This is a genomic window from Plantactinospora sp. DSM 117369 (assembly GCF_053764795.1).
On sequence record NZ_CM132446.1, the window covers coordinates 1254810 to 1276111 of the forward strand.

Consider the following 21302-nt stretch of genomic DNA (forward strand, 5'->3'; position numbering starts at 1 on the left):
CCTAGGTAGGGGCGGCCACGCCGCGAGGGTAGGGCGAGCCTGACCGTGCGCCGGTTCGCTATCGTGCTCGGCATGGCTGATCAGCACCCTGACCCCAGCGGCAACACCGAGGCGTTCCGGGCCTTCGTCCACTCTCCTGAATCGGCGACCGCCGAACCGCCGTCCAGGCTGCCGCTGATCATCGGGATCGCGGTCGCGGTCGTCGTGGGCGCGCTGGTCGGCTGGCTCGCATTCGGCTGAGCTGCCCCTTGGGGCTCGCGGTCATGCGTCCGTGCCGTCGTCGGTGTTCGGCGCCCGCCGCATCAGGCAGATCCGGCTACCATCCGGCACCGGGATGGCGTGCACGGGCCGATATCCGAGGGTCCGGTAGAACTCCCGGTCGTTGCCGCGTCTGAGTACGTCGTGATCCCGGTCCTGTCGAGCCGGGCCAGGTGATGCCGCACCAGCTACCGGCCACGGTCGGCTCCCCGGCACCCGGCCGCCCGGACCGGTTGCCGCTGCTGTGCCCGTCGTGGCTCAGCGACTCGGGCTCGACGCCGGCCAGGTTTGGCCCGTTGTGGGTGCGTGATGCGGCCACGCTCCTGTTGCGGGCTTCGGCACGAATTGCGTCGCTACGTGATGATGGCCGAGCCATCCGATGGAGCGCAGTGTGAGGCCCGATCTGAGGGCTGAGGCAAGCAGACCCCTACTTATTCCAGGTCCTGGATTTCCTTGGGGATGTCCTTGACGGTCTCGGGTGTGATGGATGTCTTGGTCCAGGTGGAGCCATCACTCTGCACGTAGGACGTGCCAATGTCGCTGGAGAGGATCCATAGCTGGTCCTTGGACGACAGCCAGGTCACGCCAACGCCGTGCCGGAGACTGTAGGGCGTGTCGTCGTGGAACACTTCCTTGCCTACGCTGTCGGTGATGACCACGATCCGGGTCTTCACGCCGTTCTGCTGGGGGCCGGCGATCACCGACGCGATGTACTGGCCGGACGGAGATTTGTGAGGTTTGTTCGGCAGGACGAAGCGTTCGTCGTACTCCGCCCGATCGGGTTCGCTCTGGCTGACACCGAACAGGCCACAGCCGGTCGTGGTGGTAAGTACCGTGAGAGCCACGGTGACGGCAAGGATGATCACTCGTCGGCTCACGATGCGGACTATCCCTTCATGTTCAGAACATTGCCGCTCGCGTCGATGATGACGATGGCCTGGGCATGCCACGTGATGTGCATGTCGTACGGGTCAGCCTGATACACCACGCCAAGCTCTCCACAGTCGCCCGGGTCAAATGAACCTTTTTCAGCCTCCCCCTGCGGTCGGACGAACCGCAAGGTCGGACGCGGTGCGGTAAGCGCCGCGCGGTTCAGGTTGAAAAAGGTTCAATCGAGCGGCCCCTCGCCTTGCCCGCCAGCGCGCCGAAACCCGCCCGACGGGCCCCGGCGGCCACCCGGCTCACGCAAGAGCAGACCGGCACCCAGGTACGACGTCGGAAACCATCGAGCGTGACCTGACGATCACCGCCCGCAAGCAATGCGCAGGTTGAAGAACCAGCTTGGTAAGGATCATGGTCGAGCTGGACCCTCACTCCGGAACCAGATACCCGATGACCACTGTGGCCTCAGCCCTGGCAACGGAAGCGGCCGCTCGACGGCCGTCAGAGGTCGTCCTCGTCGTCGAGCCGGGCCAGCCAGGTGGCGAACCGCTCGACCGGCGTCTCGAAGTCGGGGTTCAGGTCGACGAAGTCGCGCAGCCGCGCGCCCAGCCACTCCAGGGTGACCGTCTCGGTACCCCGGCGCTCGACGAGTTCCTCGATGCCTCGGTCGGTGAAGTACACGACGTCCTCTCTCGGCGGTGCTGAAAGGAGGGGACCCCTTCATATCGCTTTCCGTATATGAAGGGGTCCCTTCCTTACCTACTTCAGGGGCGGGGCAGTGCCGCCTCGATCAGCGCGGACTGCTCGACGTCGTGCATCTTCGCCGAGCCGACCGCCGGGGCGGCCGCCGCTGGCCGGGAGATCCGGCGCAGGCGTACGCCCTCCAGGTGCTCCAGCAGGTTGAGCGCGACGAACGACCAGGCGCCCTGGTTGGCCGGCTCCTCCTGGACCCAGGCGAAGTCCTCGGCGTTCGGGTACTGCGCCAGCGTGGCCCGGACCTCCTCGACCGGCAGCGGATAGAGCTGCTCCATCCGGACGATCGCGGTGTCGGTGATGCCCCGCTCGGTTCGGGCCTGGAGCAGGTCGTAGTAGACCTTGCCGGAGCAGAGCAGCACCCGCTTGACCGCCTCCGGCGCCACGCCCGAGCTGTCGGTCAGCACCGGCTGGAAGGTGCCGGTGGTGAAGTCCTGCACACTGGACACGCAGAGCTTGTGCCGGAGCAGGGACTTCGGGGTGAAGACCACCAGCGGCTTGCGCTTCGGCGAGAGCGCCTGCCGGCGCAGCAGGTGGAAGTAGTTCGCCGGGGTGCTCGGGATGGCGATCCGCATGTTGTCCTCGGCGCAGAGCTGGAGGAACCGCTCCGGCCGGCCGGAGGTGTGGTCCGGACCCTGGCCCTCGTGCCCGTGCGGCAGCAGCAGGGTCACCGCCGACTGCTGGGCCCACTTCACCTCGCCGGACGAGATGAACTCGTCGACCACGGTCTGCGCGCCGTTGGCGAAGTCGCCGAACTGCGCCTCCCAGAGCACCAGCGCCTCGGTGTTCTCCACCGAGTAGCCGTACTCGAAGCCCATCGCGGCGTACTCGCTGAGCAGGGAGTCGTGTACGAAGAACCGGGCCCGGTCCCCGGCCAGGGTGCTCAGCGGGGTGTGCTCGGCACCGGTCCGGGAGTCCACGATGACGGCGTGCCGCTGCACGAAGGTGCCACGCCGGGAGTCCTGGCCGGCGAGCCGGACGGTCACCCCGTCCTGGAGCAGCGTGCCGAACGCGATGATCTCGCCGAGGCCCCAGTCGATGTTGCCGGACTCGGTCATCTTGGCCCGCCGGTCCAGTAGTTGCTGGATCCGCTTGTGCGGGGTGAAGCCGTCGGGCAGCGAGGTGTGCGCCGTACCGACCGCGCGGAGTGCGGGGACGGTGGTGGCGGTCTCCACCTGCGGCTCGGGCTCCGGCTGGCGGCGGGGCCGGGTGGCCGGCCGGGCCGACGAGGCGGCGTCCCGGGTCGCCTTGAAGACCCGCTCCAACTGGGCCTGGAAGTCGCGCAGCAGCTCCTCCGCGTCCTCCACGGTGATGTCACCGCGCCCGATCAGCTCCTCGGTGTAGAGCTTCCGGACCGACCGCTTCGAGTCAATGATCTTGTACATCAACGGGTTGGACATGGCCGGGTCGTCGCCCTCGTTGTGCCCGCGCCGCCGGTAGCAGACCATGTCGATCACGACGTCCTTGTTGAACGCCTGCCGGTATTCGAAGGCCAGCCGGGCCACCCGGACCACGGCCTCCGGGTCGTCGCCGTTGACGTGGAAGATCGGCGCCTGGATCATCCGGGCCACGTCGGTGCTGTAGAGGCTGGACCGCGAGTATTCCGGTGCGGTGGTGAAGCCGACCTGGTTGTTCACCACCACGTGCACGGTGCCGCCGGTGCGGTAGCCGCGTAGCTGAGACAGGTTGAGCGTCTCGGCGACCACGCCCTGGCCGGCGAAGGCGGCATCGCCGTGCACCGCCACCGGCAGCACGGTGTAGCCCTCCAGCTTGAGGTCGATCCGGTCCTGCTTGGCCCGGACGATCCCCTCCAGCACCGGGTCGACCGCCTCCAGGTGGGACGGGTTGGCGGTCACCGACACCTTGATCGAGTGCTCGCCGTCCGGCGTGGTGAACTTGCCGGCCTGGCCCAGGTGGTATTTCACGTCGCCGGAGCCCTGCGTCGAGCGCGGGTCGAGGTGCCCCTCGAACTCCGAGAAGATCTTCTCGTACGGCTTGCCGACGATGTTGGCCAGCACGTTCAGGCGGCCCCGGTGAGCCATCCCGATCACGACCTCGTCGAGGTCGTTCTCGGCGGCCGACTCCAGCACCTCGCCGAGCAGCGGGATCAGCGACTCGCCGCCCTCCAGCGAGAAGCGCTTCTGGCCGACGTACTTGGTCTGGAGGAAGGTCTCGAACGCCTCGGCCGCGTTGAGCCGGTTGAGCACGTGCTTCTGCTCGTCCGGCGCGGGCTTGGTGTATTGCCGCTCGATCCGCTCCTGGATCCAGCGCCGCTCCTCCGGGTCCTGGATGTGCATGTACTCCACGCCGACCCGGCGGCAGTAGGAGTCCCGGAGCACCCCGAGGACCTCGCGCAGCTTCATCTTCTGCTTGCCGGCGAAGCCGCCGACCGGGAAGGTGCGGTCGAGGTCCCACAGCGTCAGGCCGTGCTGGAGTACGTCGAGGTCCGGGTGCTTACGGATCTTGAACTCCAGCGGATCGGTGTCCGCCATCAGGTGTCCACGGACCCGGTACGCGTGGATGATCTCGATCACCCGGGCGGTCTTGTCGATCTGTCCCTCGGAGCTGACCGCCACGTCCCGCATCCAGCGCACCGGCTCGTAAGGAATGCGCAGCGAGGTGAAGATCTCGTCGTAGAAGCCGTGCTCGCCGAGGACCAGCTCGTGGATGGTCTTGAGGAACTCGCCGGACTGCGCGCCCTGGATGATCCGGTGGTCGTACGTGCTGGTCAGCGTGATGATCTTGCTGACCGCCAGCTCGGCCAGGGTCTCCTCGGACATCCCCTGGTACGGCGCCGGGTATTCCATCGCGCCGACCCCGATGATGGTGCCCTGGCCGACCATCAGCCTCGGCTGGGAGTGCACGGTGCCGATCCCGCCCGGGTTGGTCAGCGAGATCGTCGTACCGCCGTAGTCCTCCATGGTCAGCTCGTTGCGCCGGGCCCGCCGGACGATGTCCTCGTACGCCTGCCAGAACTGCCGGAAGTCCATCTGCTCGCCGGCCTTGATCGACGGCACCACCAGGGTGCGCGAGCCGTCCGGCTTGGCCAGGTCGATCGCGATGCCCAGGTTGACGTGCTCCGGCTTGACCAGTGCCGGCTTGCCGTCGACCTCGGCGAAGGAGTTGTTCATCTCCGGGTGCTCGGCGAGCGCCTTGATCAGCGCCCAGCCGATCAGGTGGGTGAAGCTGACCTTGCCGCCCCGGCCCCGGGCGAGGTGGTTGTTGATGACGATCCGGTTGTCCACCAGCAGCTTGGCCGGGACCGCGCGGACGCTGGTCGCGGTCGGCACCGCCAGCGAGGCGTCCATGTTCTGCACGATCCGGGCGGCCACGCCGCGCAGCGGGGTGGTCTGGGCGCCGGCGGGCTGGGCAGCGCCCTTGCCGGCGGGGCTCGGCGCGGCGGCCTTCGGGGCACTCGCGGCCGGCTTCGCCGGGGCAGCGGCCTTGCCGTCCGGCGCCGGGGTGCTGCGCTTGGCCGGCGCCGGGGTGGCCGGCGCGGCCTCGGTCTTCGCGGAGGTGCGTGCGGTCGCGGGGGGCTGCTCGACGGCTGTGCCGGAGCGGCCCTTGGCGCCGGTCACCGTGGCGTCACCGGCGTCGCCACCGTCCGGGCCGGGTTGCCCGGCCGCGGGTCGGTAGTCGGCGAAGAAGTCGTGCCAGGCTGGATCGACGCTGGCGGGGTCGGCGAGGTAACGCTGGTACATTTCCTCGACGATCCACTCATTGGGGCCGAACCCCGCCAGTGGATTTTCCTGCGAAGTCTGCTGGGTCGACACGGCCGGTAATCGCCTCTTTCACGCGGGTTGTGTGTCACGCGGTCTCCTGCCACCCGGTCGGGGGGCTGCGTCGAAAGACGGGTCCAAGGCTACGCCGTGCGGTAACCGACAGCATTGTCGCATCGGGCCCGTGTCGCGTTTCACAGGTTTTGCGAGTTGTCGGTCGTTCGGTAACGGCGGAACCCGGCCGGGGCCACTGACCCCGACCGGGTTCCGACGATCCGACGATCCTGTCCGCAGGGTCAGGAGACGTCCCGCTTGCGCATGATCAACGTGCCGATCGTGCCGGTCACCACGGCGTACGCGATCATGACCAGCGCACCCGCCCACCGGGGCGGGCTGCCCGGCAGGTCGGTGCCGGTCGCCATCAACTGAGAGGCGAGCGACGGGACGATCAACTGAAGGTTGTTGATCCAGTCGCCGAACCGGTCGGCCAGGATCCCCAGCACGATGATCGCCCCGATGTAACCGGCCAGGTAGACCAGCAGCGCCGTGACGGTGGCGCCGATCTGGCTGCGGATCAGCACCCCGAACCCGATCCCGAAAACGGCCCAGAGCAGGTACGCCAGCCCGTTCAGGCCGATCGCCTGCCAGATGGCGCCCTCGCCGAGCTGGCTCGACACGTCCAGGCTGCCCAGGATCAGCGGGGTGAAGATCAGGTTGAGTCCGGTGGTGATCACCCAGAAGATCAGCCCGAGGATGCCGGCGGCGACCAGCTTCGCCACCACCACGGCGGTGCGGTGCGGCGTGGTCAGGAAGGTCGTCGTGGCGGTCTGGTGGAAGAACTCGTTCGTTACCACCAGTACACCCAGCAGCATCACGATCAGTACGCCGAAGAACTGGCCGTTGGTGTAGAGGTTCGCCGCGATGTTGACGTGCTCACCGGCCGCCTGGAACTGCGCGTCCTGCGCGTCGGCCTCCGGTACCCCGACGCTGGCCGGGTCGAGCAGCGCCTGGGACTGGAAGTAGTTGATCAACAGGGTCAGGCCCCAGAGGGGCAGCGTGATGAGCCCGAAGACCCACCAGGTGTTCGTCGTACGGATCTTCAGCAGCTCGGATCGGACCAGGTTCATCGGATCCCCGCCTTTCCGGCCGTCAGCTCCAGGAAGACCCCTTCGAGGTCGGGTCGCTCCGTGGTCAGCTCGTGCAGCTCGACCTTTGCCGCCAGTGCGGCCCGGCCCACCGCCGGGGCGTCCGTCCCCTCGACCAGCAGCACGCCGTCGTCGCCCCGGGTCACCCGGGCACCGTTGTCGGTCAGCGCCGTGGTCAGCTCGTCACTCTGCGGGGTCCGGACCCGGACCCGGCCCGTCTGCGCCATCGAGCCGACCACCTCGTCGACCCGGCCCTGCCGGACCAGCTTGCCGGCGGCGATGATCACCACGTCGTCGGCGAGTAGCTGCATCTCGGAGAGCAGGTGGCTGGAGACCAGCACCGTACGCCCCTCGGCGGCGAGCGCCTTGAGGAAGCCGCGCATCCACCGGATGCCCTCCGGGTCGAGCCCGTTGGCCGGCTCGTCGAGGATCAGCACCCGGGGGTCGCCGAGCATCGCGGCGGCGATGCCGAGCCGCTGCTTCATGCCGAGCGAGTAGCCCTTGAACTTCCGCTTCGCCGCCGGCGTGAGCCCCACCAGTGCCAGCGCCTCGTCGGCCCGCTGCTTCGGCAGCCCGGCCGCGGCGCAGGTCACCCGCAGGTGGTTGATCCCGGTGCGGCCCTTGTGCGCGCTCGACGCCTCCAGCACCGCGCCGACGTGCCGGATCGGCTGCGACAGGTCGGCGTAGCGGGCGCCGCCGATCGTCGCGGTGCCCGCCGTCGGAGTGACAAGGTTGAGCAGCATCCGCAGTGTGGTCGTCTTGCCGGCACCGTTGGGCCCCAGGAAGCCGGTCACCCGGCCCGGCTCGACGGTGAACGACAGATCGTCGACCGCTCGGACATTGCGATAGACCTTCGTGAGACCGGAGACCACTATCTGGCCACTTCCGGCTGTTGGGCTTAACCGCCCGTCAGACATCTCTCTCCCCTCCGTGAGGCGCCGCCGTGCCGGCCACGCCGTCACCCAGCGTCGACATTGTGGGCCGCGCGGTCAATCGGAATGATTGCGGAACCGGTTGTCATACCTGGGCAGGAGCCCGTCCTCCTGCAGCACGAGCCGCGCGGCGTCTGGGGAGGAGGGGCGAATCTACCAGTTCGGACGAGCTGCCGGGGGGCGGCACGCGAAGCCGGCCGTGCCGGGCTGATACCACATCCCGTTCACCGGATCGACACGCCGTCGGCCGTCGGTCGACACGTCCAGGGCAGTCCGGGGGCCTACACAGAGACCATGGCCGTTCTGCTCACCGCCCCGGCACGAACCGGGACCAGCGGATACACCCTGCTGATCGCCGACAGCGCGTCGCAGGTAGCCGCCGCACAGCGCCTCCGGCACACCGTGTTCGTCGAAGAGTTCGGCGCGAACCTCCACTCGCCGGTGACCGGGCTCGACATCGACGAGTTCGACCCGTACTGCGAGCACCTCATCGTCCGGGAGGACGAGTCGGGTGCGGTGGTCGGCACGTACCGGATGCTGACGCCGGACCGGGCCGCCCGGGCCGGTCGCCGGTACGCCGAGGGCGAGTTCGACCTCTCCCCGCTCGCACCGCTGCGCGACGAGCTCGTCGAGATCGGCCGGTCCTGCGTCGACCCGGCGCACCGGACCGGTGCCGTGATCAACCTGATGTGGGCGGGGATCGCCCGCTACCTCCAACTGCGCGGTTTGCGCTGGCTCGCCGGCTGCACCTCGGTGCCGCTGGACGACGCCGGAGCGACGGCGGTCGGGGTCTGGTCGGAGGTCCGGCGCCGGAACCTGTCGCCGCCGCCGATGCGGGTCCGGCCACACCGGCCCTGGCTGGCCGAGCCGGCCGGCGCGGCCGCGCTGGCGGCCGCCGAGGCGGAGGTACCGTCCGGGGCGCCGGCCGCCGCCCGGGGCCGGGTGGCGATGCCGCCGCTGCTCCGCGGCTACCTGCGGCTGGGCGCCTGGGTCTGCGGGGAGCCGGCGTACGACCCGGAGTTCGACGTGGCCGACTTCTACGTCCTGCTCTCGATGGACCGGATGCCCGGCCGGTACCGCCGGCACTTCCTCGGTCCGGACCAGTGAACCTTTTGCCACCTCCCCTTGCGGTCCGTCGGAGGGCGAGGTCCGACGCGGTGTGTGAGCGCCGCGCGGTTCAGGTTGGAAAGGGTTCAGTGAACACCCGCACCCGCACGGTCCCGGGCCGGTCGCTGCACACCGGTGGATCACTCTGGCGGCCGCACTCGATCTGCGGGCCGGACTGCCTGCCCGACCCGGGCCAGCTGCCGAGGGCCTCCGGGCCGCGCCAACTCGGTCGGCTGGTGGCGCTGGTCGGGGCCCTGCTCTTCGGCGTTCTGCTGCTGCCGGTACTGCCGGTGCTTCCCCGGTCCGGCCGGGAGGTCGCCGGGCGGGCCTGGGCCCGTACCGTGTTGCGGGCCGGTGGGATCCGGCTCGACGTGCGGGGCCGGCCGCCGCTGCGGCGGGCGCTGCTGGTGGCCAACCACGTCTCCTGGCTCGACGTGGTCGCGATCCTCGCGGTGACCCCGGCCCGGCTGCTGGCCAAGCACGAGGTGCGGAGCTGGCCGCTGATCGGGCCGCTGGCGGCGCTCGGCGGCACCATCTTCATCGACCGGACCCGGCCGCGCACCCTCCCGCAGACCGTGGCCGAGGTGGCGGAGGTGCTCCGCGCCGAGGGGGTCGTCGCGGTCTTTCCGGAGGGTACGACCTGGTGCGGCGTACCACGGGCGGCCGGAAGCTGTGGCTGGACGATCCGGTTCCGTCCGGCCATGTTCCAGGCCGCCGTCGACGTGGCGGCCCCGGTGGTACCGGTGCATCTCGGCTACCGCATCGAGTTCTCCGCCGGCCGCCGCGCGACCGGTACACCGGTCGGCCCGACCGGTGCCTCGGCGGTCGGTGCGGCGGCGACCGGCCAGGTCCGGGCCGTCGACACCACGGCGGCGGCCTTCCTGGCAGAGGAGAGCCTCTACACCTCGGTACGCCGGGTGCTGGCGCTGCGCGGCCTGGTGGTGACCCTGACCGTGGTCGACGAGCCGTGGTTCGACGGCCCGGCGGACCGTCGCCGGCTCGCCGCGGCGGCCGAGGCGGCGGTGCGGGCGGCCGGTCCAGCCGCCCCGCCAGAGCGTCCGGCCGGCGGGGTACCCCTGGAGCTGGCGGCCTGACAACGCTGCCGGGTCGGCCGGGCGGGCGTTCCGGAAACGCGATGTATCGCGTTATCGTGGCGGTACGCACGTCCGCCGTCCGTGCCCGCGCCTCCCGCCGGCCGGACCGGCCAGCACCAGGGGAGTCGCCATGCCGAGCTGGACCGTGGACGGGCCGCGCCGGCTGACCCTCACCGAATCGGTCGACCAGCTCGTCGTCCGAACCATGGAGACGGTCTCCGGTGAGCTGATCCTGGCCGGCGGGACCGCCGAACGGGTCCGGGCCAGTACGGTCTCCGGGGCGATCACCTGCGACCTGGGCAACCCCGGCCGGAGCGAGATCGAGCTCGGCGCCACCTCGGGCAGCGTGACGGTACGGATACCCGAGGAGAGCGACCTCGACGTGCACCTGCACACCACCTCGGGGCGGATCACCACGGACTTCACCCAGCTTGAGGTGGGCATCGCGCCGCGCTGGTCCAGCGACCGCCAGGGGACCCTCGGCGCCGGGGGCGGTAGTCTCCGCGCCACCACTATGTCCGGGAGCATCGTGTTGCTGGCCCGGCGGTCGGCGGAGTGAGGGCGAGATGACGACGGTGTTCGGCCACGGCCGGCTCCGGCTCTATCTGCTCAAGCTCCTGGACGACGGGCCGAGGCACGGCTACGAGCTGATCCGGCTGCTGGAGGAGCGCTTCCTCGGCCTGTACGCGCCGAGCGCCGGCACCATATATCCCCGCCTCGCCCGGTTGGAGGCGGAGGGATTGGTCACGCACGACGCCGTCGGCGGCCGGAAGGTCTACCAGATCACCGAGGCGGGCCGGGCCGAGCTGCGGCAGCGCGCCGACGAGGTGGCCAGTCTGGAGTCGGAGATCCGCGCCTCGGTCTCCGACCTGGCGAAACTGGCCGGTGAGATCCGTTCCGAGGTACGCGGCTCGGTGCGCGACCTGAAGCAGGAGCTTCGGGCGGCCGCCCGGGAGAGCCGCCGGGGTGACCGGCGGTCCGCCCCGGGTGCGGCGTACCCGGGCGCGGCGTCGGGTGCCGCGGCGGCCGGCGGTGACTGGTCGGCGGGGCAGCATGCCGAGGAGTGGATCCCGGGCGGCTGGTCGGCGGGGGCGCGTACCGGGGAGCAGCCGCCGGGCGGCTGGTCGGCGGCACAGGGGGACGACCCGGGCGCCGAGTTCGACCGGCAGTTGCTGCTCTTCGTCACCGAGGTGCGGGCGCTGGCCCGCAGCGGCAGGTTCACCGAGACCCAGTTGCGTACGGCGGCCCGGGTATTGCACGGCGCGCTGGACGGGCTGCGCCGGCTGCTCCGCTGATCCCGGCAACCGCTCCGCCGGTTGCTCGGCGGGCGCTGCTCCGTGGCGAGCGGAGGCTGCTCGGGCGCTCTCAGAAAGTTTTCAGGGGATGCTCAGCCGAGCCGCAGCGGAGGCGCGGATGATGGCCAGATGGCAGCGACAACGCAGAGCGAGGCACGGCTACTCGTCGTGGAGGACGACCCGAACATTCTCGAGCTGCTCTCCGCCAGTCTGCGATTCGCCGGCTTCGACGTGGCCACCGCCACCAGTGGGAGCGCGGCGGTCAGCGCGGCGAAGGAGCGGCGACCCGACCTGGTCGTGCTCGACGTCATGCTGCCCGACCTCGACGGCTTCGAGGTGATCCGGCTGCTCCGCGAGGGCGGTACCCGTACCCCGGTGGTCTTCCTCACCGCCCGGGACGCGACCGACGACAAGATCCGTGGGCTGACCCTGGGCGGCGACGACTACGTCACCAAGCCGTTCAGCCTGGAGGAGCTGACCGCCCGGATCCGGGCGGTGCTGCGGCGTACCGCCACCGGCGAGCACGCGCCGTCCCGGCTCACCTTCGCCGACCTGGAACTGGACGAGGAGACCCACGAGGTGCACCGGGCCGGCAAGCGGGTGCAGCTCTCGCCGACCGAGTTCAAGCTGCTGCGCTACCTGATGCTCAACGCCAACCGGGTGCTCTCCAAGGCACAGATCCTGGACCACGTCTGGAACTACGACTTCCGGGGCGACGACAACATCGTGGAGTCCTACATCTCCTACCTGCGGCGCAAGATCGACACTACCCAGCCCCGGCTGATCCACACCCTGCGCGGGGTCGGGTACGTGCTCCGCAAGCCGGCGGCGTGAATGTCGCCCTGCCGCTGAAGGGGCGGCTCCGCGCCACGCCGCTACGGGTCAAGCTGGTCGCCGCCGTACTCGTCCTGGTCGCCGCCGCGCTGGTGGTGATCAGCGTGATGACCGCCTTCTTCCTGCGCAGCTACCTGGTCGGCCGGATCGACGACGAACTGGCGAGCTTCGCCCGCGACGCGAACGCGCAGGAGGTCCAGCGGCTCTACGACGACGTGGCGGCCGGCCGCGGCGCGCTGCCGACCGACTACCTGATCGTGCGGGCCGACCGGGAGGTCGGCATCTTCAATCCGCTCTACGACCGGACCCTGAACGAGAACAACCTGCCCGCCCTCAACGACGCCACCTGGTACGAGCGGCACGCCGGGGGCGACTTCTTCACCGTCTCGTCGATCGACCACAGGTTCCGCTGGCGGATGATGGTGGTGCAGTGGCCGAGCGGCACCTACCTGGCGGTCGGGCAGCACCTCACCGACGTCGACCTGGCGGTCAAGGAACTGATCTGGATCGACGTACTGGTCGGCGGCTCGGTGTTGATCACGCTCGCCGCGGCGGGGGCGGCGATCGTGCGTACCAGCCTGAAACCACTCGTGGAGATCGAGCGGACCACGGCGGCCATCGCCGGCGGAGACCTGTCCAGACGGGTACCCGATCCGGAACCGGGTGAGATCGAGGCGAAAACCGAACTCGGCCGGCTGTCCCGGGCGCTGAACACGATGCTCAGCCAGATCGAGGTGGCCTTCACCGCGCGGGCGGCCTCGGAGTCGGCCGCCCGGGCGGCCGAGGCGAACGCCCGCAGCGCGGCGACCGCGGCCCGCAACGCCGCGATCGCCGCCCAGGCGTCGGAGTCCCGGGCACTGCGCTCCGAGGAGCGGATGCGGCAGTTCATCGCGGACGCCTCGCACGAACTGCGTACCCCGCTGACCACCATCCGGGGCTTCGCCGAGCTGTACCGGCAGGGCGCCGCCGGCTCGCCCGAGGACACCGCCCGGCTGATCCGCCGGATCGAGGACGAGGCGGCCCGGATGGGCCTGCTCGTCGAGGACCTGCTGCTGCTGGCCCGGCTCGACCGGGAACGGCCGCTCACCCTGGCGCCGGTGGAGCTTCCGGTGCTGGCCAGCGACGCGGTGCAGGCGGCCAAGGTGGTCGCGCCGGACCGCTCCATCACCCTGGAGATCGAGCCGGGGGCCGGCTCGCTGGTGGTGCTCGGCGACGATGCCCGGCTGCGGCAGGTGCTCGGCAACCTGATGACCAACGCGCTCACCCACACCCCGCCGGAGGCGGCGGTGACGCTGCGGTTACGAGCCGAGCGGGAGGATGCGGTGATCGAGGTCGCCGACACCGGCCCGGGGCTCTCGGCGGAGCAGGCCGAGCGGGTCTTCGAGCGGTTCTACCGGGCGGACGCCGCGCGGACCCGCCAGGCGGGCGGTGGGGTCAGCACGGGGCTCGGCCTGGCCATCGTGGCGGCCCTGGTGGCGGGGCATAACGGCAGCGTCGAGGTGGTTGACACCCCGGGCGGCGGCGCGACCTTCCGGGTCCGGCTGCCGCGCGCACCGGAGGTCACCGAGGAACCGGAGGCCGCCGAGGAACCGGAAATCGCCGAATCAATCGACGTAGAGTAATTCTCAGCCAATATCCAGGCGGGCTCCAGGTACGTCGCAGAGCGAGGGGGCAAGGTAAGGACATGAGCGACTTCGAGACCGACCCGCAGCGGCGGCCGGTGACCGCCGACCGCGAGCACTCGCACCCCACCGCCGAGCTGCCGCGCGACGACCGCGGGCAGTCCGACTCCGGCGCCTCCACCGCCGACCCGGCCACCCCGGCCGCCGCCAGCCCCGCCAGCTCGACCGACTCGACCGCCAGCTTCGCCGCGACCGGTGCCTCGGACGGCACCCCGTCCGGCGACCGGTCCGAGCCGGCGACCGCCGTACAGCCCGCCGCCGACCCCTACGGCGTCGGGGCGTACGGAGCGACGAGGCCGACCGCCGAGCAGCCCCACAGCGGGGTGCCGGCCTCCGGCCAGCCGTACGCGGGCGCGCCGGCCGCGGGCCAGCCCTACGGTGGCGCCCCAGCCTCCGGACAGCCCTACGGCGGCAACCCCTACGCCGCCGCGCCCGCCTCCGGCCAGCCCTACGGCACCGGCCCGTACGGCACGGCGCCCGCCTCTGGCCAGCCGTACAGCTTCCCCCCGACCGGTCGGACCGGTGGCGTTCCGGCGCAGGCCGGCGGCAGCCCGTGGCAGGCGCCGACCACCGGCCAGCCCCACTCGGCATGGTCGCCGGGTCACCCCGGAGCCGGGGCGCCGCCCCAGCCGCCGCACCTCGGCGGCCCGGTGCCGCCGCCCTGGGCCACCCCGGGCAGTCCCGCACCGGCCTCCTCCGGTGGCCGGGTCGGTAAGGCGGTGGCGGTCGGAGTTGCCGCGCTGGCCCTGATGGTCGGCTCCGGGCTCGCCGGTGGGGCCATCGCGACGGCGCTGGACGACTCGCCGTCGGTGACCAACCGGACCTACACGGCGGCCCCGGTGATCAACGCGGCCGATCTGCCGAAGATCGCCGCGCAGGTGCAGGACAGCGTGGTGTCGATCAGCACCAAGAACACCGAGGGCTCGGGCGTGGTGATGAGCGCCGACGGCTTCGTGCTGACCAACAACCACGTGGTGGCCAGCGCCAACGGCGGCACCGTCAAGGTGTTCTTCGCCGACGGCAAGACCGCCGACGCCAAGGTGATGGGCACCGACCCGAAGACCGACCTGGCCGTGGTGAAGGCCGAGGGTGTCTCGGGGCTGTCCCCCGCGAAGTTCGGCGACAGCGACGCGATGCAGATCGGCGACCAGGTGCTGGCGCTGGGCAGCCCGCTCGGCCTGCAGGGGTCGGTGACCGCCGGCATCATCAGCGCCCGGGACCGGACCATCCGGTCCGGTGGCGAGGGCGAGCAGCCGCAGAACCCGTTCGAGCAGCCGCAGCAGCAGGGCGCCGCCAGCTCGATCTCCGGCCTGTTGCAGACCGACGCCCCGATCAACCCGGGCAACTCCGGCGGCGCGCTGGTCAACACCAGGGCGGAGGTGATCGGCATCAACACCGCGATCCTCACCGCCGGCCAGGGCAGCGGCAACATCGGCGTCGGTTTCGCCATCCCGAGCAACAAGGCCACGGCGGTCGCAGGCGCGCTCCAGCGCGGCGAGAAGGTCAGCCACCCGTCGCTCGGGGTCCAGGTCACCCCGGCGGAGAACGGCGGGGCACTGATCAGCGGTGTCGTGCCGGACAGCCCGGCCGCCAAGGCCGGCCTCCAGCAGGGCGACGTGGTCACCCAGTTCGGCGACACGAAGATCGGCGACGCCGACGATCTGGTCGGTGCCGTACAGGCCGGCAAGGTGGGTGACCAGGTGCAGGTGACGTACACCCGAAACGGAGTCGAAAAGACGGCAACCGTGACGCTCGCCGAAACGTCGTAAGGAAAGAGCGACCGTACGCTTTCGGGGCAGACCCTTCCGCAGGACGGAAGTCAAGCCTCCTCCCCAGAGCGGCGGGCGACGTGACCAAGGGGGTTGGTCAGGTCGCCCGCCGCTCCTCCTTGTCCCCGGCACCCGCCGCTCCGCCGCTCCCGCCCCGGCCCCGGCCCCCGGCTCGGATCCTCGCCCCGCTTCACCTGCTCCAGGTGAGCCCGGCTCACCCGGAGCGGGGCGAATATCGGGGTTGGTCTGGCAGGCACGGACTCGGGTCTCGACCGTGGGTCGGTGACCGCGAGGACCCGGGGAGGAGCGGCGATGAGTACCGCGACCATGGCGCGCAGCGACACTGACATCCAGCGTGACGTGCTGGCCGAGCTCGCCTGGGACGCCCGGGTACGGGCCAGCGAGGTGGGTGTGTCGGTCTCCAGCGGCATCGTGACCCTGACCGGCTGGGTGGACAGCTACGCCAAGAAGTGGGCCGCGGAGCGGATCGCGCACCGGATCCGGGGCAACCGGGCGGTCGCCAACGACATCGAGGTACGCCTGCCGGGCACGGCCGAGCGCACCGACACCGACATCGCGACCGCGGCGAGCCGGGCCCTGGAGTGGGACGCCTTCGTGCCGGTCGACCGGATCCAGGTGACCGCCGCCAACGGTTGGCTGACGCTGCGCGGCGAGGTCGAGCGGGGCTACCAGAAGCGGGCCGCCGAGCGGGCGGTACGCCGGCTGACCGGGGTACGCGGGGTGACGAACCTGATCGCCGTGGCGCCGGCCGGCGACCTGAACGAGGAGGACCTCAAACGGGACATCCGCAGCGCTCTCGCCCGGCGGATCGACATCGACGCCGACCTGATCGAGATCGATGTCGACGAGGGGACCGTGGTGCTCACCGGCGAGGTGCGGTCGTGGTTGGAGCGGGAGGAGGCGGAGCGGGTGGCCTGGGCCGCGCCCGGGGTGGGCGAGGTCGAGATGCGGCTCCGCCTCGCGACCTGACCCGTGTCGGCCTCCTCGCGACCTGATCCGGGTCGGCCCGGGCCGACCGCGGGCAGAAGAAGCTTCCACGTCGATCCGCGGCGCCGGACGGCGGAGTCGGTGGCGACCATCCGACCGGCCGGCCCCGAGGGGAGGACGCCTCCGTGAGCACGAACCCGTCCGAGCGGGCACAGCCGGAGCGCCGGCTGCGTATCGCGATGGTCGTCCCGCCCTGGTACGAGCTGCCGCCGCCCGGCTACGGCGGCCTGGAGCAGGTCTGCTCGGCCCTGGTCGACGGGCTGGCGGCAAAGGGGCACGAGGTGACCCTCTTCGGCGCGGGGACCGGGACGGGTACCGCGGCGCACTTCGTCGGGACCGTCCCGGAGTTGCAGCATCACCGGCTGGGCCAGACCCTGCCGGAGCTGGCCCACCTGACCCGGGTCAACCGGATGATTTCGCCGGAGTCGTTCGACATCGTGCACGACCACACCACCGTCGGCCCGTACGCCGCCGACCGGTCGGTGCCGACGATCGCCACCGTGCACGGCAAGCCGACCGGCGAGTTGCGGGAGGTGCTCGCCGACGTCGACCCGAAGGTCGGGCTGGTGGCGATCTCGCACACCCAGCGCCGGCTGGCTCCGGAACTGCCCTGGGTCGCCACCGTGCACAACGGAATCTCGACCGGCAACCTGGTGACCAAGTCGGCGCCGGGGATGGGCCCGGTGCTCTGGCTCGCCCGGTTCAGCGCCGACAAGGGCCCGGACCTGGCCATCGAGGCGTGCCGGGCCGCCGGCCTGCCGCTGGTGCTGGCCGGCAAGTGCGACGAGCGGTCCGAGCGCCGCTATCTCGAACAGGTCGTCGAGCCGATGCTCGGCCCGGACGTGACGGTGCTGCGCAACCCTGACCGGGACGCCACGGTGCGGCTGCTGCTCGCCGCCCGCTGCCTGATCATGCCGATCCGCTGGGAGGAGCCGTTCGGCATGGTGATGGTGGAGGCGATGGCCACCGGTACCCCGGTGGTCGCGCTCGACCGCGGAGCCGTGCCGGAGCTGATCCGGCACGGTGAGACCGGGCTGATCTGCGAAGACCCGTCCGAGCTGGGGCCGGCGCTGCGGGAGGTGTCCCGGCTGGACCCGGGGGCCTGCGTGGCGCACGTCCGCCGGGAGTTCTCCGCCGAGCGGATGGCCGGGGACTACGAGCGGGTCTACCGGGCCGTCGTCGAACCGGGCCTCGAACCGCCGGTCCGGCCGGCGTCGGCACCGACCGTCGCCTGGTGACACCGCCGGTCCGGCCGCCGTCGGCCGCGGCCACCGCTTGATTTCGGGTACGACGTGAGCCACGCTCTGCGTCGGGTAGTGGACGCAGGCGCGTCAGGGTGGCATCGACGCCTTACTCTGCATGCCGCAGCGGGACGCGGAGGGCAGGGGTCGGTGGCTGTCGTCGAGAGCCGGGTGAGTGTCTGGGAGGCCCTGGCCGGCCGTGCCCCGGGCAGACCGCTGGGACCGGCCGACTCGGGACTGTGGACCGCCGTCGTCGAGCGGCTGAACCCGGCCCGGGCGCGTCCGGTACTGCGCCCCGGCATCGAGCGCGCCGAGCTGGTCTCGGTACGCGGGGTCGCGTACGTGATGCTCCGCTCGCCGGATTCCCGGGGCGACGCCTGCTATCTGCGACTCTCCCCGGAGGAGTGGCGGCTGGCCGAGCTGATGGACGGGTCCCGTACGGTCGCCCGGCTGGTCGCCGAGTTCGCCCGGATCGCCGGCCGGCTCGCCCCGGACCAGGTCACCCGGGTCGTCGCCGACCTGGCCGGCAACCGGATGCTGGCCGAGCTGCCGGTGGACGCGTTCCGGCCGCTGGATCGGGTGCACCGTCGGCCCTGGCCGCTGCGGCTGGGCCGGGGGCTGGTCGCCGCCGCCAAGGGACAGCGCACGGTGGTGGCCGACATCGACTGGCTGGTCGATCTCGCCTACCGGGCCGGTGGGCGGCTGCTCTTCACCCGGGTCGCCGCCGGGCTGCTCGGCGCGGTGGCGGTGACCGGGCTGCTGCTGTTCGGCTGGACGTGGTGGGCCGGCGACCAGTCGCTGTTCCTCACCGACGGCTCGTACGCGGCCGGCGCGGCGGTGCTGGTCGGGTTGAACGTACTCGCGCTGGCCTGCCACGAGCTGGGTCACGCGCTCGCCACCAAGCACGCCGGACGCCGGGTACCGGCCGCCGGCTTCCTGGTCTACTTCGGCATCCCGTCGGTCTTCGTCGACACCACCGATGTCTGGATGGCCGGTCGTCGGGCCCGGATGCTCACCACGGCGGCGGGCCCGGCGGCCGGGCTGATCCTGGCCGGTCTCGCCCAGCTCGCCGGCCTGCTGGTGCCGGAGTGGGCGCCGTGGACGTTCAAGCTCGCCTTCGCCTGGTATCTGAACGCGCTGTTCAACCTCAACCCGTTCCTCGCGCTGGACGGCTACTACCTGCTGATGGACTGGTTGGAGATTCCCAACCTGCGCGCCCGTGGCCTGTCCCATGTGCTGGCCCGGCTGCGCCGCCGGCCGCCGAGCTGGGCGCAACTGGACCGGGAGGGCCGGATCGTCGCCCTGTACGGCACCCTGGCCGTGCTCTGGGTGGTCATCGCGGTCAACCTCGGCTGGCGGATCTGGACCGACCGGGTCGCCGGGTTGGTGCTCGGGCTGTGGCGGTCCGGCTGGCCAGCCCGGCTGCTGCTGGCCGCCGTGATCGCCGGCCTGGCCGCCCCGCTGGTCTACCTGGCCGCCGGCTGGCTCGCCCGGCGGGTCCGGCGGGTACGCGCCGGTCTGGCGGAGCGGCGGCAGCGGCTGGACCTGCCCCGGCGACTGGACGCGCTGCGGAACTCGCCGCTGGGCCGGCTGCCCGAGGCGACCCTGACCGAGCTGGCCCAGCGGTCCCGTTGGGTACGGCCGCGGAGCGGGTCGCAGCTCGTCTTCGCCGGTGCCGCGCAGTCGACGGTCTTCCTGGTGGTCGACGGCGCGATGGAGGGCCGGCGGCCCGGCGACCCGGGTGGCCTGGTCCGGCAGCGGCTCGGCCCGGGTGGGGTGATCGGGCTGGCCAGCGCGCTCACCGGGGCGCCGGCGGCCCTCGACTGGCACACCGCCGGGACCGTGCTGCTGGGCCTGCCGACCTCGGCGGTGGTCGCCGGGGTCGGGCCGCTGCCCGGCCCGCCACCCGCCGATCGGGCCGAGGCCGAGGCGCTGTTCGCCGAGGCGCCGGCGCTGCGCGGGCTGAGCCACGAGGACCGGCTGGGCCTGGTCGCCGGAGCCCGGGTGTCGGCGGTCGCCGCCGGTGACCCGATCGTGCTCGCCGGGCCGAACGACGCGGTGGTGGTCGAGTCCGGGGTGATCGAGCTGCCGGACGGGACGCAGCTCCGCCGGGGGACCCTGATCGGCCCCGCCGGGGAGGGCGAGCCGGGCACGGTGGCCACCGCCCGTACGCCGGTCCGGGTCTGGGCCCTGCCGGCCGTCACCGGCCTGCCGCTGCTCTTCGGCACCCCGGGCGCGACGCCTCCGCCGGCCGAGCCCGGTACGCCGGGCAGCGCGCCCCGGGCCGGCGTACATCCCGACGGGGGCTATCCGCCGCTGGCCGCGCCACCCGGACCGCCGCCGCCCGACGCGGACCCCGACGTGGACCGCCGGTTCGAGCGGAAACTCTGGTGGCTGGTCCTGCTCCTCCTGCTGCTGGCCCTGCTCAGCGCGGCGAGCAACCTGATCCCCGGCCCGGCCTGGGCGGAGATGCCCAGCGACCGGGCGCTGCTGCACGCCGACCAGGGTCGGGTCGACGCGACCGTGGACGGCCGGACCGTGCGGCTGGCCGAGGGGGACCGGCGCTACGTCTCCGAGGGCGACCAGATCCGGGTACCGGCCCGGTCCCGCGCCGTACTCACCTTCCGGGGCGGCGCCACGACGGTGTTCTGCGCCGGCTCCCGGGCGGTACTCGGTCCACTCTGGAGCGACGGGGTGCGTACCGTCACCCCGCACGGCCGGCTGACCCTGGACACCGGCCGGATGCTCGCCGACACCGAGAGCCCGAGCAGCGCCTTCGCCCCGCTGTCGCTGCTGGTGGACCGGACCGGCGGTGGGATCGGCAACCGCGGAGCGGCCCGGTACGCGGCCTGGACCCGGGGCATCGAGGTCTCCACCGGCGAGGTACGGGTCACCGGGGTACGCCAGCCGGCGAACCGACGCCCGCTGACCTGCGGTGCCGGTACGACACCGGACGGCACCGGGTCCTCCCCGACCGGTACTCCGGGCGACCCCGGGTCGACGACGCCCGGTACGCCGGTCCCGACCCCCTCGCCGACGCCGTCTCCGTCCGCGTCGCCGGGCACTCCCGGGCCGACCCCGACCACTCGGGGCAGCACCCCGACCGAGACCGCCAGCACCCCGGGCAGCACCCCGACCACCACCGGCCCGCCGCGGACCCCACCCCGCACCACGCCACCACCCACCACGGCCGCACCGACCACGCCACCGGCCAACCGGCCACCGGTGATCAGTTGGCAGCGCGACCCGGGCGGGACGCTGAGCCAGCAGACCGCGACGGGCGGCTGCACCGAGCACCCGACCACCACCACGGCCGTGGTGAACGTCTCGGACGACCAGGACTCGGGCCGGTCCCTGGTGGTCACCGTGCACTGGAGCGGCTTCGCCAGCGGCTCGGCCCGGATGTCCCCGGACGGCGCCTACTACGGCACCATCGGTCCGGTGCCGTTCTCCGGGCAGGACAATCGGGGCGGCACGCTCGACGTGTGGGTCACGGCGTCGGACAGTCAAAAGGCGGAGTCCACTGTGCAGGGCAGCCCGATCACCGTGGCCGGCTGCACCCAGGTGACCATCAGGTGAGGAG

Annotated in this window: 16 protein-coding genes; 11 read left to right on the forward strand and 5 right to left on the reverse strand. The window is 71.9% G+C overall.

The genetic code is table 11. The features are described 5' to 3' along the window. Window positions 1–72 precede the first annotated feature (72 nt). Window positions 73–240 (forward strand): hypothetical protein, encoded by a 168-nt coding sequence (locus ACSMXO_RS05775; protein ID WP_346261664.1) that lies wholly within the window; start codon window positions 73–75, stop codon window positions 238–240. Between the two features lie 449 nt (window positions 241–689). Here ACSMXO_RS05775 and ACSMXO_RS05780 read toward each other — a convergent pair whose 3' ends face one another. From ACSMXO_RS05780 to ACSMXO_RS05800, 5 genes are all read right to left on the reverse strand, one after another. Continuing rightward, on the reverse strand, window positions 690–1136 hold the full coding sequence (locus ACSMXO_RS05780; RefSeq protein WP_455416944.1) for a hypothetical protein: 447 nt from the start codon (window positions 1134–1136) through the stop codon (window positions 690–692). A 505-nt stretch (window positions 1137–1641) separates the two neighbouring features. Continuing rightward, the gene (locus ACSMXO_RS05785) at window positions 1642–1821 is read right to left on the reverse strand and encodes a DUF6104 family protein (protein WP_203859024.1); all 180 of its coding nucleotides are present in this window, start codon (window positions 1819–1821) and stop codon (window positions 1642–1644) included. Window positions 1822–1904: 83 nt separating this feature from the next. Beyond that, window positions 1905–5666 carry a multifunctional oxoglutarate decarboxylase/oxoglutarate dehydrogenase thiamine pyrophosphate-binding subunit/dihydrolipoyllysine-residue succinyltransferase subunit gene (locus ACSMXO_RS05790; RefSeq protein ID WP_455416945.1) on the reverse strand — a complete coding sequence of 1254 codons (3762 nt, stop codon included), beginning with the start codon at window positions 5664–5666 and terminating at the stop codon, window positions 1905–1907. Window positions 5667–5908: 242 nt separating this feature from the next. Then, a complete protein-coding gene (locus ACSMXO_RS05795) occupies window positions 5909–6739 on the reverse strand; it encodes an ABC transporter permease subunit (protein ID WP_346261661.1) in 831 nt (276 codons plus the stop codon). After that, window positions 6736–7674, reverse strand: a complete 939-nt coding sequence (locus tag ACSMXO_RS05800) for an ABC transporter ATP-binding protein (protein WP_346261660.1) — start codon at window positions 7672–7674, stop codon at window positions 6736–6738. Before ACSMXO_RS05800 ends, ACSMXO_RS05795 begins: the two co-directional genes overlap by 4 nt. 309 nt (window positions 7675–7983) lie before the next feature. Here ACSMXO_RS05800 and ACSMXO_RS05805 point away from each other — a divergent pair, with 309 nt between their 5' ends. The 10 genes from ACSMXO_RS05805 to ACSMXO_RS05850 all read left to right on the forward strand — a co-directional run bounded on the left by ACSMXO_RS05805 (window position 7984) and on the right by ACSMXO_RS05850 (window position 21298). Beyond that, entirely contained in the window at window positions 7984–8796 is an 813-nt protein-coding gene (locus ACSMXO_RS05805) for a GNAT family N-acetyltransferase (protein WP_455416946.1), read from the forward strand. 89 nt (window positions 8797–8885) lie between these two features. Beyond that, window positions 8886–9890, forward strand: a complete 1005-nt coding sequence (locus tag ACSMXO_RS05810; RefSeq protein WP_455416947.1) for a lysophospholipid acyltransferase family protein — start codon at window positions 8886–8888, stop codon at window positions 9888–9890. 130 nt (window positions 9891–10020) lie between these two features. After that, window positions 10021–10449, forward strand: coding sequence for a DUF4097 family beta strand repeat-containing protein (locus ACSMXO_RS05815; RefSeq protein WP_455416948.1), 429 nt, complete (start codon window positions 10021–10023; stop codon window positions 10447–10449). A gap of 7 nt (window positions 10450–10456) precedes the next feature. Continuing rightward, complete coding sequence (locus ACSMXO_RS05820; protein ID WP_455416949.1) at window positions 10457–11185, forward strand: PadR family transcriptional regulator; 729 nt, start codon at window positions 10457–10459, stop codon at window positions 11183–11185. A gap of 129 nt (window positions 11186–11314) precedes the next feature. Further along, the gene (locus ACSMXO_RS05825) at window positions 11315–12019 is read left to right on the forward strand and encodes a response regulator transcription factor (protein WP_101369786.1); all 705 of its coding nucleotides are present in this window, start codon (window positions 11315–11317) and stop codon (window positions 12017–12019) included. Then, window positions 12016–13641, forward strand: a complete 1626-nt coding sequence (locus tag ACSMXO_RS05830) for an ATP-binding protein (RefSeq protein WP_455416950.1) — start codon at window positions 12016–12018, stop codon at window positions 13639–13641. Before ACSMXO_RS05825 ends, ACSMXO_RS05830 begins: the two co-directional genes overlap by 4 nt. 62 nt (window positions 13642–13703) lie before the next feature. Continuing rightward, window positions 13704–15470 carry a trypsin-like peptidase domain-containing protein gene (locus ACSMXO_RS05835; RefSeq protein ID WP_455416951.1) on the forward strand — a complete coding sequence of 589 codons (1767 nt, stop codon included), beginning with the start codon at window positions 13704–13706 and terminating at the stop codon, window positions 15468–15470. Between the two features lie 312 nt (window positions 15471–15782). Further along, window positions 15783–16460 carry a BON domain-containing protein gene (locus tag ACSMXO_RS05840; protein WP_455416952.1) on the forward strand — a complete coding sequence of 226 codons (678 nt, stop codon included), beginning with the start codon at window positions 15783–15785 and terminating at the stop codon, window positions 16458–16460. A 143-nt stretch (window positions 16461–16603) separates the two neighbouring features. Next, a complete protein-coding gene (locus ACSMXO_RS05845; protein ID WP_455416953.1) occupies window positions 16604–17716 on the forward strand; it encodes a glycosyltransferase family 4 protein in 1113 nt (370 codons plus the stop codon). A 153-nt stretch (window positions 17717–17869) separates the two neighbouring features. Further along, complete coding sequence (locus tag ACSMXO_RS05850; protein WP_455416954.1) at window positions 17870–21298, forward strand: cyclic nucleotide-binding protein; 3429 nt, start codon at window positions 17870–17872, stop codon at window positions 21296–21298. The last annotated feature ends 4 nt before the right edge of the window (window positions 21299–21302 follow it).

Bases quoted from the DNA above. Each gene is read 5' to 3' on its own strand.
- ACSMXO_RS05775 (WP_346261664.1), top strand. From the start codon at position 73: ATGGCTGATCAGCACCCTGACCCCAGCGGCAACACCGAGGCGTTCCGG.
- ACSMXO_RS05815 (WP_455416948.1), top strand. From the start codon at position 10,021: ATGCCGAGCTGGACCGTGGACGGGCCGCGCCGGCTGACCCTCACCGAA.
- ACSMXO_RS05820 (WP_455416949.1), top strand. From the start codon at position 10,457: ATGACGACGGTGTTCGGCCACGGCCGGCTCCGGCTCTATCTGCTCAAG.
- ACSMXO_RS05840 (WP_455416952.1), top strand. From the start codon at position 15,783: ATGAGTACCGCGACCATGGCGCGCAGCGACACTGACATCCAGCGTGAC.
- ACSMXO_RS05835 (WP_455416951.1), top strand. From the start codon at position 13,704: ATGAGCGACTTCGAGACCGACCCGCAGCGGCGGCCGGTGACCGCCGAC.
- ACSMXO_RS05800 (WP_346261660.1), bottom strand. From the start codon at position 7,674: ATGTCTGACGGGCGGTTAAGCCCAACAGCCGGAAGTGGCCAGATAGTG.
- ACSMXO_RS05795 (WP_346261661.1), bottom strand. From the start codon at position 6,739: ATGAACCTGGTCCGATCCGAGCTGCTGAAGATCCGTACGACGAACACC.
- ACSMXO_RS05825 (WP_101369786.1), top strand. From the start codon at position 11,315: ATGGCAGCGACAACGCAGAGCGAGGCACGGCTACTCGTCGTGGAGGAC.
- ACSMXO_RS05805 (WP_455416946.1), top strand. From the start codon at position 7,984: ATGGCCGTTCTGCTCACCGCCCCGGCACGAACCGGGACCAGCGGATAC.